The sequence below is a fragment of the Microcoleus sp. PH2017_28_MFU_U_A genome (assembly GCF_020738035.1).
Taxonomy (GTDB): Bacteria; Cyanobacteriota; Cyanobacteriia; order Cyanobacteriales; family Microcoleaceae; genus Microcoleus.
Genome location: NZ_JAEQCX010000152.1, coordinates 1 through 13,307 on the forward strand (window position 1 = coordinate 1; position 13,307 = coordinate 13,307).

A 13,307-nucleotide genomic window follows, 5' to 3' on the forward strand; every position below is an offset into this window, starting at 1 on the left:
TCAGCTATCTGAGGGCTAAAGCCCAACAATATATCTCAGCTATCTGAGGGCTAAAGCCCAACAATATATCTCAGCTATCTGAGGGCTAAAGCCCAACAACATACCTCAGCTATCTGAGGGCTAAAGCCCAACAACATACCTCTAGCAATAAGTCTTATTTAGATTAACAAAATTACGGCTGCTGTTGCTAGCAATAACAGGATTCCGGCCGCACCTGCGAGGGGTTTTGCTGCTATTCCTGTAATCCATTCCGGTACTTTGTTGGTTTGATTAATTAGTCCTTCTGTATCTACGGTAGTTATACCCCAAATCCATCCGGCGTGGAGTCCGATCGCCAATCCTAAGCTACCATTGTCGGTGATGCGGGCTAAAATTAAAACCAGACCCATCAGCCACAATCCAGGTAGTTGCGGTATAGTTTCTTTTGCTGCCCAAATTAGGTGGGCGATCGCAAAAATCAAACTGGCGATCGCACCTGCGGTTAGTATTGAGTAATCTTGCTGGAGTAGATTTTGCAAACAGCCGCGAAAGATTAACTCTTCTGTCGCGCTAATCCACAGGGCTAATAACAGAGTCACGAGAGTTGAAGGCTTCAGAATTGAAGCCGGAAAATGAATGATTGTTTCGCCTGTTTCGGTTTGAACTTTGGTGTTTTGTAGTTCCAGCCAACCAGCGGTTAATTGCACGCCGAACAAAATGGTTAAGCTGACTACTGCTAATGTTAATCCCAGCAGCGAGGATATGAAAGTTGCGGGTTGCCAATCCCAACCCCAGTCAGCCAAAGATGCGCCTTCGATCCAAGTTGTCGCCCACAAAATTAAGGGGACAATTAAGTAGAGGGAAGCTAGTAAAGGCAGTTTTTTGTTGCCTAAGGGTTGGGGCGGATGCCATTTGAGGGCGATCGCCAGTATAATTGCTACGGGCAGCCACAAACAAGCCCAAGTTGAGAAAAAAACAATTACTTTGACAATTGCCGGTATTGATGGCGACACCAGTCGCAGGTTATTCAGGCTGTTCCACATTTAAGCGATTGTCTCACAAATAGAAGAGAGTGCAGCGATTTATGGGTAATAGGACTTACGCTGTTAAACCAGGTTTCTGCCGAATATGTTTGGTTTGGCGATCGGATATTGACTAATAAAATCATGTTAGCTAGAACCACACAATAAAATAGGTTTGTAGTGAGGACTTTAGTCCGCATCCATTACGCTTGACTAAAGTCCTCACTACAAACTTTTTTTAAGTCATTTACCGGAAATGCTATAATGTCAAACCCGGTTTTATCGGCATTATACCCGTGCGATCGTTGGAAGATGCACAATTAATCGAATTAGAGATTAATTGTTAATTTATCTTCACCTTAGTGGTCTTAAAGCATTATTCCTCGGCATTATCGGTTTCGTCTTCCTCGCTTGAGCTCGGATTCCGATCCTGACTGCGATCGCCATCTACCTGGATCAGGTGAATGTGCTTGTAACCCAACTTAATTTCAAACCGATCTCCGGGTGTTAATCCCATCGATTCAGTGTAAGCCGTACCGAGTACAATTTGACCGTTTTTGTGGACGCTGGCGCGATAAGCTGCTTCTCTACCCCGACCATCTTTTTTGCGTTCTGAACTTAAGGGAATCCCCTTGGCGGCGAGTACAGCATTGTAAAAACCGCTGAGATTAACGCGGGTGCGATCGTTTTTTGTTGTAGAGTAGTAGCCGCAGTGTTTTGCGGTTTCTCGTTTGGGCAAGTGAGCGAGTTCTTTGAGTTTTTGAAGCAGGGCTTTTCCTGTAAGTGGATCTGTGGCAGTTTCAATCATTATGTTGAGAAGCGATCGGGGAATACCTGCGATTTGCAAATAAGCTTTTGTGCCGATTTGTAGCATTATCAAAAATATATACTTAAATTTATGCGTTTTACTAAAAATATTTTTCAGCAAAACTCTAAAAAAATAAAACCTTTGATAATTAAGCCTTCCAGCTTGTGCTTTCTCGCGGCTTCCATCGGAGTTCTTCCTTCAAAGGCGATCGATCCGGCGCTGAATTTGTCTCAGGGACTGGTACATTTCGGGTAAGCGGTTGTACACAGCAGCGGCTTTGAGAAAGAGTTTGTGGGGAATTGCTGGAACCCCAGTCACGATCGCACCTGCGGGCACGTCGCTGTGAATTCCGGCTTTGGCTGTGGCGATCGCGCCATCTCCAATTTTAGCTTGATTGGCTATTCCTACTTGACCTGCCAAAATTACATTATTGCCAATTATTACTCCGCCCGCTAAGCCGACGTGGGCGGCAAAAGCGCAATTTTTCCCGATTTGACAGCCGTGACCTACGTGTACTAAATTGTCGATTTTGGTATTCTGGCCGATGCGGGTTTCTCCGACGGCGGGCCTGTCGATCGTGCTGTTGCAACCCACCTCAACGCCCTCTTCCAATACCGTGCAGCCAGACTGCTCCATTTTCACCCATCCTGAGGCTGTCGGCACAAACCCAAAACCTTCGCTCCCGATCGCCGCACCGCTGTGAATGACGCAATTTGCCCCGATGCGAGCACGTTCGTGAATCACACAGTTAGCGTGTAGAACTGTATTTTCGCCAATTACCGCATCTGGGTAAATTACGACATTTGGATGAATGCAAACGTTATTGCCGATTTTGACTTTTGCTTGAATCACGCTGTGGGGGCCGATACTGACATTTTCACCGATTTCAGCTTCGGGGTGAACTGTAGCGGAGGGATGTATTTCGGATGCTGGGCGAAATGGTTGGTAAAAAAGGCCGATGGTTTGAGCAAATAGCAATCGCGGATCTGCTGCGGAAATCCAAGCAATGTTGCGATCGCTGCATTGAGCTTGCAAGCCTTCATCTAAGGGTAAAATTAAGGCTGAAGCGTTTGTAGTGGCTGCATGAGCGGCAAATTTAGCTCCTTCTATGTAACTGATCGTACCCGATGTGGCTTCATCGACTGGGGCGGTGCCTGTAATTTCTCGATCGTCCGCGCTGGAGGCATTTAGGCTGTGACTGTTGGCTAAATTCAGTTTTTCTACTAAGTCGCTAAACTGCATAAATAAAAATTTGCTGTTAACACCGATTCCTCAAGCTCAAAATCATATCATGTTCGATTGTTTGTAGTCAGGACTTTAGTCCTCAGTTTTTATTCTTTAAAATTATGAGGACTGAAGTCCTCACGAAGAACCTGGAAAGGACTGAAGTCCTCACGAAGAACCTGGAAACGAAGAACCTGGAAAGGACTGAAGTCCTCACGAAGAACCTGTTCGATCGCCCACCCATGAGTTTAGCAGCGCCCATGCAAAAGGGAGCCGATGTTTTCTGCTCCCACTCACTCTCAAAAAGCTGTAAACTATTCAGTTATTTTTGGCAACTATTGTACAGAAGAGGCTTCTACATCTACGGTGCGGGGTGTCCCTTCTGAATAGGTGTCGGTTGGTTCTGAGGCTGAGGCTGTCTGTGTTTGGCGGGATTTAAAATAGTCGATCGCCATTTGGGACACTTCGGAAATCAGCAATACTGCGATCGCCACATCGTCAATTTGTCCGACTACGGGGAGGAAATCCGGCGCAATGTCGATCGGGCTTACCAGATATGCCAGTGTTCCCAGAATAATCCACCAGCGGTACTTGGGGTTGCGGAGCGTCTCGCGGTACCAGGTATAAATCGATTGTATAGAAAAGCTCATGGGGTTGTCCTCTCGTTATATTTTCAATCTTGACAAATTCTCGCTCGAAATGCTTGTGGAGATATCCCCCCTAGGGTTGGGAAGAGAATTCTACTCAGGGACATTTGGAATTGGGTACGGGCGATGTGCTTCACGTGTCCGAAGGCCAAGCCGGGACACTTCCAAGCGTCGGTATAGTTGGGATCGAGTTGCAGCACTTGCAAGGGAAAGCGCGATCGCCTGCTCAAAATCCCGATCGTGCAGCTACTTGACTCCTTGCTCGAATGGCGCCTCGATCTCTTCCATAATTTGCCAATTCTCCCTCTCTAAAATATAGACAACTAAAGATTTTGCCTAAATTTTGTACTTTTATGCGATCGTGACTTGCACACAATTTATCAGTTCAATTTATTGGCCTCCCTCAATCTTAAATTAGTCTGATTTCCTCCTCATATTTTCAATAATCAAAATGTTCGTGCAAGAACCTTTTTTTAGTATAAAATAACACCTGTTATTTTTGTTTTGGGATGTGGGCGATCGGTTGATTGCTAATATTTCGATCGTCGAAACTCAAAATATCTTGTCTTAGGATCTGCCATATTTGAACAAATAAAACGGTTCACTAAGGAACAGTTTTTTGGTATAAGTTGACACCTACTTTTTTTGAACTTCGCGATGCGGTCGATCGCCCGAATTACTGACATTTTTCGGGTTAAAACTCAGTCAAAATACACATTCATCCTGTAACTTCTTTCCCACAATCCTTGCATTCATTGGATTTCAGGCTGACATCAATCTCGGTATGGGTTTGAAAATCCGATTTTTACAGCTACTATTCTCACCGATCGCCCTACGGTCAGCCTAAGTACAAATAAATAAAATTAGTATCAAAAAATACCCGTAGTCCGAGTTTGGACAGGGCGTTAAGTTCGATCGAAAAAAGGGTAGTTTTCACCCGTCTTGAAACACCCATTTTTGGTCGCCGATCGCAATTTCGCAACCATTTGCCAACCAAAAAGGCTCATTAGCAGCCAGCCTCTGCCCTCCGACAAAAGTGCCGTTGGAACTGCCGCTATCGACAAGTTGATATCGCTGTTTGCCAACTTCGTCAGTGGCGCGGCGGATTTGGGCGTGGTAGCGGGAACTTTGCGGATCTTGCAAAACTAAACTGTTGGTAGGTTCGCGCCCAATTGTAAAAGGATTGGCCGTTAAACCGATCGCCTGTCCAGAAAACTTGTAGATTAAATATGCAGTATTTTTGCGATCGCTGCTGGCGAGTACCGTCGGTGCAAGTGAAGGTGAATTTCTCGCGGGTGGGAGACTATTTTGAGCGAGTTGTTCTGTCAGTTGTTGCAAATCGCGATCGAATGATGCTGCTGTTTCAGAAGCTGGAAGACTCGCCGGAGAATGACCTGAAATTAAGTTTAACTGCTGGACGGGAGCTTGAGGTGCGATCGGGCGGCCAGCTTCAGCAATTCTCATTTGCAGGGCGGCCGAATTTTCTGCTTCCTGTCGCGCACTCATTCCCTCAACTTGGCGAATCACTCCGTTGGTTTCGGGGAAGCTGACATCGCCAATTCGCACGTCTTCTAAATTAAAACCTAGGGGATAAAAGTCTTGGACGCGATCGAGCAAATTTTGGCGCAGCAACAGCCGACCTTGGGTGATAAGCTGTTGTAAAGAAAATTGCCCGATCGCTAATCCCATACAATCTTTAACTGCACTTGCTAAAGCCGCGATCGGATCGGACAATTCCAAAGCTACCCGTTTCGGATCTATAACTTGATAAATAACCGTCAAAGTCGCATCAATTAAAAATCTATCCTTAGACAAAAAATCTCCGTGGGACTGCACGTCCAAGTTGCGAAGTTTGGTATCTACGAGGACAATTTGACACTGTTCCAGTAGGGGAAGGGCGAAGCTGAAATGGCGCCCGGATTTCAGGGTACGCACGGCGCGGCCGTTTTTGACCAACAAACCTGTGCAACCCGCCCCTATGAAGTCCATGCTAAACCCGGCCCAGCGTTCTGGAGTCACGGTTTGAATCAGGGGAGAGGCGTTGTTCATGGGATGCGTTGAGGGAGGAATGATTCTACTTTTAGGGTAACAAATTGCTGGCGGTCGATCGGGCGATCGGTGTGCCTGTTCGGCAACTTCTATACTGTACGCCTCCACGAGTCCCCATTCAGCACGAACAGCAAGGAGCCTCTCACCTACCCGAAGGGAGGTGATGAGAGGAATTGCGAGGCAAAAATGAGACACCCTTTGACCATATCAATCCGCAAAAATGACCGGGAGAAGGGTAGTTGAGTTTTTGCCAATTTCTGTGTTCGGCAGTTGGTCAACCCAGTCCTCCACTATTTGGGTTACTGTTTTATCTTTACTTACTGCATACGCCCTTAATTTATTCAATCGACGTTCGGACATCCGCACATTTAATCTTGTAGTTTTCATATTTTTGTCTACCCATTGTTATCACGTCTATGCTATCATATCTATAACAGGAGGTAAATAACAGGTGAAAACGGCATACCAATACAAGCTACGTCCAACAAAACAGCAAGCGCAAGAAATAGACCGATGGTTGTCTATGTGTTGCGCTCAATATAATTATTTGCTGGCAGATAGATTTAATTGGTATGAGCAAAATCGTTGTCCAATCAATGCCTGTCCACTTGTTTGTCATCTCCCGGAGCTGCGAGATTACCCCGAATATTTTGGGCAAAAAAGAACACTCCCTAAGTTGAAAGAGACGCATCCTCATTACAAAGATGTTTATTCCGATGTTTTGCAGGATGTTGTCAAGCGAGTGAAAACAACTTTTGACCGATTTGTAAAGGGGGATAGCAACGGAAAACGTAGCGGAAAACCAAGATTTAAAGCTCGTAGTAGATACAGAACTTTCTTATACCCAAGAATTAAACCTGATTGTATTGCCAATGGTAGAATTTCTTTGCCCAAATTAGGTCAAATTAAAGTTATTTTGCATCGACCGCTACCGGATGATTTTAAAATTAAAACCGCATCTATCACGAAAAAAGCTGACGGTTACTATGTAACTCTAAGCTTGGAAGATTCAACCGTTCCCGAAATCAAGCCTGATATAAATCCAAGGTCAATGACTGGGATTGATGTTGGTCTAAAGGAGTTTTTGACAACTTCTGAAGGTGAAACTGTTGCTATTCCCCAACACTACCGAAAATCACAGAAACGTTTAAAAGTTATTCAAAAACGTGTCTCTCGTCGTAAAAAAGGTAGTAATCGCAGACAAAAAGCAGTAAAACAACTAGGCAAACAACATAAAAAAGTTGCAGACAAACGCAAAGATTTTCATTTCAAAACGGCGAACAACTTATTGGAAAAATATGATGTTGTTGCAGTTGAAGATTTGAATATTAAGGGACTTGCGCGTACCCGGTTAGCAAAGTCTGTACTTGATGCTGGATGGTCAAGCTTTCTGTCGATACTGATAAACAAAGCCGAGAAAGCTGGTTTATTGGTGATCCCGGTTCAAGCGTCTGGTACGAGTCAAGATTGTTCTAATTGTGGTGTGAAAGTTCCTAAAAAACTGTATCAACGCTGGCACGACTGCCCCCATTGTGGATGTAGTCTAGACCGTGACCATAATGCAGCGATAAATATAAAGAACAGAGCGGTGGGGCATCCCGTTCTTAAAGCCAAGAGTCTCCTAAGCGATAGCCGGATTGTCTTGGAAGCCTACACTGTACTCTAAGAGTCAGTGTAGGAGTATGTCACCACGTACTGGATCTAGTTTGCATCTAATATCAATTCCGGTTGCACCGTCAGGTGATGTTGACGGTTAACAGTTAACTGTTAACGGTTTAAACAATACCGATACAACCGGAAACTATATTAAATGGGTTCTATCAAAATAATTATTCTCACGTACTTACTTACTTGATTGCTAATTGCTAATTTATAATCATCTGGTGTCCCATCAGGTGTTGCTTAATCAGGGTATGAAAAAAATAAGTTGAAAATTCCCAAGCTTTGTCGATACTGGTTTCTCTGACTGGCATATTTAGCCTTTCATACCGTCAATCAGCAACGCCTCCCATCAATTACCCGCAATCAATAAGGTTCGATCGGGGTAATTGTCTTCGGACACCATCTCCAAGCAGCACATTACACACAAAGAAGCACAAATATGATGAATTATTTCAAGCCTTTGTTAATTTTTACAGCCTTTGCAGCGGTTCTGGGTTTGGGAAAAAGTGGGGCGCTAGCTGCGGTTTGGATTATCTCTGAAACTCAGTTAAGTTTGCCACTTCACAGGGTGCAAATAGCAGCAAAGAGCGATCGCAATTTTAAGACTTCAAAAGGTACATTAAAACCAGGTAGTGTCCTATCTGTCGATCCAGATGAAGTTAGGGGCCTACCAAAAGCTGAGGCGCGGCGACGTTTCATCCTGAATAAGATATATCGCCTTCAGGAAGGCACTGCCGCTGACGATTTATTCATCGTTGATGAGAAAGCAAATAAATGGGCAGTAGAGAATGTCTCTGACGCTACAATGGGCGCTACTACTCGCGGTGTCGCCGAGATAGTCTCCGGTAAAGGCAAAGTCTGGGCGCTGATCCAGAAGTTCTAAAAAAAACGCCGCTTTTTTAGGGCGGCGTTCTTTTTAATTAAGCATTAAAAATGGCATAATTTCCATTTTTGATTCTTAATTTTCTAACAGTCGTAGTACAAAGCAAACTCGTAAGGGTGAGGACGTAACCGCATCGGGTTGACTTCGTTGTCGAGTTTGTAAGAAATCCAGGTTTGGATGAAATCTTCGGTAAAGACGCCTGTTTCTGTTAAGAAAGCGTGGTCTTTTTCTAAAGCTTCTAACGCGCCTTCCAAGGAACCGGGAGTAGAAGGAACTTTGGCTAATTCTTCCGGGGAAAGGTCATAGATATCTACGTCCAAAGGTTCGCCCGGATCGATTTGATTTTTGATGCCGTCTAAGCCTGCACACAGCATGGCTGCAAAGGCTAAATAGGGGTTGGATGTCGCGTCGGGACAGCGGAATTCTAAGCGCTTGGCTTTCGGGTTGTTCCCGGAAAGGGGAATTCGCACTGATGCCGATCGATTTCCTTGAGAATAAGCTAAGTTTACTGGCGCTTCAAAGCCGGGAACTAACCGCTTGTAGGAGTTGGTCGTCGGGTTGGTGATTGCCAAAAGTGCCGGGGCGTGCTTGAGAATGCCGCCGATGTAATGCAGTCCCATTTGACTGAAACCTGCATATTGATCGCCTGCAAATAGCGGTTGGCCGTCTTTCCAAATCGACTGGTGAACGTGCATCCCGGAACCGTTGTCGTTAAACAGCGGTTTGGGCATGAAGGTGATGGTTTTGCCGTATTTTTTGCCGACGTTTTTGATGACGTATTTGTATGTCAGCAAGTAGTCTGCGGCTTGGACTAATGTGGCAAACCGGAAACCGAGTTCGCACTGCCCGCCGGTGGCGACTTCGTGGTGGTGCTTTTCGATTGGTACGCCGCATTTGGCCATTGTCAGCAGCATTTCCGTTCTCATGTCTTGAGAGGTATCGGTTGGTGCTACTGGGAAATAACCTTCTTTGTAACGCGGTTTGTAGCCGAGGTTGCCGCCTGCTTCTTCTTTGCCGGAATTCCAGCGACCTTCGACGGAATCTACGTAATAATACCCGGAATTTTGGGTTTGGTCGAAGCGAACGTCGTCAAAAATGAAGAATTCTGCTTCTGGGCCGAAGAATGCTGTATCGCCGAGACCGGTGGTCAGCAGGTAGTCTATGGCTTTTTGGGCGATCGTCCGGGGACAGCGGCTGTACGGTTCGCCGGTGCGGGGTTCTTTGATGCTGCAAATGAAGCTGATGGTGGGTTCTGCCATGAACGGGTCCATCCACGCGGTGGTAGGATCGATGACCATTGTCATGTCTGATTCGTTGATGGCTTTCCAGCCCCGAATGCTGGAACCGTCGAAGGGTACGCCGTCGGTGAAGGCGGTTTCGTCGATTTGGTCGTGGTACAGGGAAAGGTGTTGCCAGATCCCCGGCATATCGATGAATTTCAGATCGACGATCTGGATCTTATTTTCTTTTATGTAGTTGAGGGCTTCTTGGGGTGTCTGGAACATGACTTACTCCTGATATTGGTTTTGTTGCGGGCGATCCTGCAACGAGTGCTTCGCTAACGGCAGATTTCAGAATGTTTGCGCGATCGTATGCCTTGAGTACCCACAGTTTTGTAACAATAGATACAAAATATTAAAGTGGGTCTAGTGGGGCAGGACAATTTGTGATGATTGCCTTGTCTGTGTTTCGGCTGTTGATATCAGGCAAACGGCTGAACTTGGCGGTCATTTGCCGGGGAGGGACTACCCTGTGTGCAAATCCTATCTCAAATCTTAATCAAAGGCCGATTTGTAGTAGTCTACAATAGGCGGTCTATCTCAGATAGCAAAGTATTGATAAAGATTTTTGGGAGAGAAACTTATGCGCGATGCCGTGACGAGTCTGATTGAAAATTATGATGTTGCTGGTAGGTATTTAGACCGAGATGGTATCGATCGGTTGAAATCTTATTTTGCAACTGGCACAGCACGGGTACAAGCAGCAGCAGCGATTAACAGCAATGCTGCGGCTATTGTCAAGCAAGCTGGTATTCAGCTATTTGCAGAACAGCCCGAACTGATTCGTCCCGGTGGTAATGCCTACACAACTCGTCGCTACGCGGCTTGTCTGCGAGATATGGACTACTACTTGCGCTACGCTACTTACGCCTTGGTGGCTGGAAGTACCGATGTGCTCGACGAGCGCGTGCTCCAAGGTTTGCGAGAAACTTACAATTCTCTGAGCGTTCCCATCGGCCCGACGGTAATGGGGATTAGCATTATGAAGGAGATGGTTAAGGCTCAGGTTGAATCTGCCGGCTTGTCTGTCGGGCCTTTTCTAGAACAGCCTTTTGATTACATGATTCGCGAATTGAGCGAACAAGATATTTAAGTCAAGCAAGCTGGTTTTTTTAGCAGCAAATTGCTTTTGTGGCTTGCACGTAGCAGGCTCTCGATCGCTTTTTTGGCATCACAGCAGAAAAGCGATCTTTTTTACGGATTATACCATTTTCGATTGGGGCTTAAAGAATAGACAATGACTTACTGCCTAAGGGTTTGGAGTTGGCTCTTCATTTGTATTCTTGTTGGAAATTGGTATTAAAAATCGCCGACATATCCCCAGACGAGGCATTTGTCGAGGGAATTTTTCGTGTGGTGGCGGTTGATTTGGTCGGTGCTGATTGCTTCTACTTCGCCGTTGGGGTAAAGAATGTGGATTAGGTTGCCGCTGACGAAGGCCAGAGGATTTTCTTGACAAATGTTAGAATTTCTGATCGGAAAGTTCGTTTTTTTCATGTCCATCGCCCTGATTGTGTTTGTAGCGCATTCCCCTGTATTTACATAATCTTTGATTTGCGACATTTTTTATGTGATTCTACGAATGTCGATGTGTGATAAAACTACAGGCTCATAGCGATCTCAGTCACATCATGTGGGGTAGGAGCGATCGGCGATCGAGCTTCAAAATACTATACAAATGCTGATGTGAGGGCATCGCCCTCGGAAAACCCAAATAATTATAAAAAATCCGCAGTCGGGTTTTTGCGTAAGTGCTAATCTGATACAGTCCTTAACCCTATCCGTACAGATTAAACATCTTGGCTAAACAACGAATAGACACTTTATTGGTAGACCTGGATTTATGTACCTCCCGACAACAAGCTCAAGCCTTGATTCGGACTGGCCAAGTCTCGATCGACCAACAGGTAATTGACAAACCGGGCACTGAGGTTGACATTGCAGCCAATATTTTGATTAAACAGCGATCGCGCTACGTTTCCAGAGGCGGCGACAAATTAGCCAAAGCTTTAGAAATATTTGCAATTCCCGTCGCGGGCAGAATCTGTCTCGACGGCGGCATTTCCACAGGCGGTTTTACCGACTGCTTGCTGCAAGCCGGTGCGGCACTGGTATACGGGATCGATGTTGGCTACGGTCAAGCTGATTGGCGCTTACGCAACGATCCGAGGGTAATTTTGAAAGAACGCACCAATTTGCGCTACATGACTGCTGCGGAGCTTTACGGCGACTCACCGCGAGCAGATTTGGCGGTAGTAGATGTGTCGTTTATTTCGCTGGATAAGGTTTTACCGGCGCTGTGGGAATTGTTGGCACCACCGCGAGAAGCGGTATTGTTGGTAAAGCCGCAATTTGAGGTGGGGCGCGATCGCGTCGGGAAAAAAGGCGTAGTCAGAGACTCGGCAACTCAAGCCGATGCGATTTTTCAAGTGTGGAAGGCAGCTACAGCTTTAGGATGGCAGGAAAGAGGCTTAACGTGGTCGCCTTTACTTGGCCCGGCCGGTAATATCGAGTATCTTCTATGGTTGGGGATCGATCGCGAACAGGAACCAGACCAAAGTGCGATCCTCTTCGAGGGCTGCGCTAACGAAGAGGGTGTTGTGAAGGAACGGATCGCACAAGTCGCAAAAGCGGCCGCGCAGGAACTTGTCAAGTGATTTTAGATTTTAGATTTTAGATTGACTGCAAAATGTCAAACTAATCAATTTTAAGACTCAAATGTGGAGAGCCAGATTTATCTAAAATTTTAAATTGTTTTGTCAATCAGACTCCTAAACTTTCACAAGAGTGAATAATTCCATGCAGCCATTAAAACAAGTCGGTTCGATTTTCTTGTACGTCCTAGGTGGCATAGGTTATCTGGCGATTGCAGCTACTATTGTAGGCGTGTCAATTCTCATCAAGTTCGCAGCTCTGCTACTGGCAGATAAATTATTATATACAATTCTGATTATCGGTGATTTGTTGAGGGGCATCGAAATTATTGAACTGTTAAATATATTGGTATTTGCTTTTATCGGCATGGGATTTGGCATCGCGACAAAACTGCTACATCCTAAATACAGTCGCCAAATTAGTGCGGCTTTGTTGATACCTATAGTTCCCATAGTTTTCATGAGTACGCCAGCCATCAGATATAATTCTTGGCTGGACAAAGTAGCGGAATCGGATAAGTTAGCGCCGGCGGAAACTGCAACATTAACCAACTCATTTTTGAACCGAAAGGTAGGAGTGGAAGGTTTTCTCGGTTATTATGTATATACAGGTCAGTTTCCGGTGATTCCCACAAAACAATCTGAGATGAAAGACCTCGACAGCTTTGAAAAAAAGGTTAATTCGAGATTTGTGCAGTTAACTGGTGTTGCTCCGACGATTGTTTCTTGGTCAATGCGGGTTTGTTTTTGGCTGATTAGAATATTCTACTTTTGTATTGCGGTAATTGCGACGATTGTTCATTTTAGGGAAGGTGTGAGAATCGCGGGACGATAAGAATACAAGCTGTGGGGTGCTTATCTAATTTTCAGGTACGTAGTTGCGCTTCAGCGCTCTGGGAGCAGGTACGTAGTTGCGCTTCAGCGCTCTGGGAGCAGGTACGTAGTTGCGCTTCAGCGCTCTAGGAGCAGGTACGTAGTTGCGCTTCAGCGCTCTGGGAGCAGGTACGTAGTTGCGCTTCAGCGCTCTGGGAGCATCTCATTTGTTGTGCAAAAACCATTTTTTCGAGAGGTACGTAGTTGCGCTTCAGCGCTCTAGGAG

At 45.6% G+C, this 13,307-nt stretch carries 12 protein-coding genes; 5 read left to right on the forward strand and 7 right to left on the reverse strand.

Annotated features, from left to right (window positions below; translation table 11 throughout):
- Positions 1-158 precede the first annotated feature (158 nt).
- From JGK14_RS30830 to JGK14_RS30850, 5 genes are all read right to left on the reverse strand, one after another.
- Positions 159-1,022, reverse strand: coding sequence for a CPBP family intramembrane glutamic endopeptidase (locus tag JGK14_RS30830; RefSeq protein WP_293185230.1), 864 nt, complete (start codon positions 1,020-1,022; stop codon positions 159-161).
- A gap of 355 nt (positions 1,023-1,377) precedes the next feature.
- The gene (locus JGK14_RS30835; RefSeq protein WP_293185253.1) at positions 1,378-1,809 is read right to left on the reverse strand and encodes an AbrB family transcriptional regulator; all 432 of its coding nucleotides are present in this window, start codon (positions 1,807-1,809) and stop codon (positions 1,378-1,380) included.
- Between the two features lie 198 nt (positions 1,810-2,007).
- Positions 2,008-3,051 carry a UDP-3-O-(3-hydroxymyristoyl)glucosamine N-acyltransferase gene (gene lpxD, locus JGK14_RS30840; protein WP_293197632.1) on the reverse strand — a complete coding sequence of 348 codons (1,044 nt, stop codon included), beginning with the start codon at positions 3,049-3,051 and terminating at the stop codon, positions 2,008-2,010.
- Between the two features lie 317 nt (positions 3,052-3,368).
- Entirely contained in the window at positions 3,369-3,683 is a 315-nt protein-coding gene (locus JGK14_RS30845; RefSeq protein ID WP_293185232.1) for a YkvA family protein, read from the reverse strand.
- A gap of 930 nt (positions 3,684-4,613) precedes the next feature.
- Entirely contained in the window at positions 4,614-5,924 is a 1,311-nt protein-coding gene (locus JGK14_RS30850; RefSeq protein ID WP_293201007.1) for an SPFH domain-containing protein, read from the reverse strand.
- Between the two features lie 256 nt (positions 5,925-6,180).
- Between JGK14_RS30850 and JGK14_RS30855 the strand changes: the two genes are divergently transcribed.
- A complete protein-coding gene (locus JGK14_RS30855) occupies positions 6,181-7,395 on the forward strand; it encodes an RNA-guided endonuclease InsQ/TnpB family protein (protein ID WP_325315875.1) in 1,215 nt (404 codons plus the stop codon).
- A 435-nt stretch (positions 7,396-7,830) separates the two neighbouring features.
- Positions 7,831-8,274, forward strand: coding sequence for a hypothetical protein (locus JGK14_RS30860; RefSeq protein WP_293185236.1), 444 nt, complete (start codon positions 7,831-7,833; stop codon positions 8,272-8,274).
- Positions 8,275-8,357: 83 nt separating this feature from the next.
- On the opposite strand, the gene glnA is transcribed toward JGK14_RS30860, so the two are convergent.
- Positions 8,358-9,779, reverse strand: coding sequence for a type I glutamate--ammonia ligase (glnA, locus tag JGK14_RS30865; protein WP_293185237.1), 1,422 nt, complete (start codon positions 9,777-9,779; stop codon positions 8,358-8,360).
- 358 nt (positions 9,780-10,137) lie between these two features.
- Here glnA and apcB point away from each other — a divergent pair, with 358 nt between their 5' ends.
- Positions 10,138-10,647 carry an allophycocyanin subunit beta gene (apcB, locus tag JGK14_RS30870; protein WP_293143500.1) on the forward strand — a complete coding sequence of 170 codons (510 nt, stop codon included), beginning with the start codon at positions 10,138-10,140 and terminating at the stop codon, positions 10,645-10,647.
- Positions 10,648-10,853: 206 nt separating this feature from the next.
- On the opposite strand, the gene JGK14_RS30875 is transcribed toward apcB, so the two are convergent.
- A complete protein-coding gene (locus JGK14_RS30875; RefSeq protein WP_293213366.1) occupies positions 10,854-11,117 on the reverse strand; it encodes a hypothetical protein in 264 nt (87 codons plus the stop codon).
- Positions 11,118-11,353: 236 nt separating this feature from the next.
- Here JGK14_RS30875 and JGK14_RS30880 point away from each other — a divergent pair, with 236 nt between their 5' ends.
- A complete protein-coding gene (locus JGK14_RS30880; protein WP_293185241.1) occupies positions 11,354-12,211 on the forward strand; it encodes a TlyA family RNA methyltransferase in 858 nt (285 codons plus the stop codon).
- Between the two features lie 142 nt (positions 12,212-12,353).
- A complete protein-coding gene (locus tag JGK14_RS30885) occupies positions 12,354-13,043 on the forward strand; it encodes a hypothetical protein (protein WP_293185242.1) in 690 nt (229 codons plus the stop codon).
- Positions 13,044-13,307 lie beyond the last annotated feature (264 nt).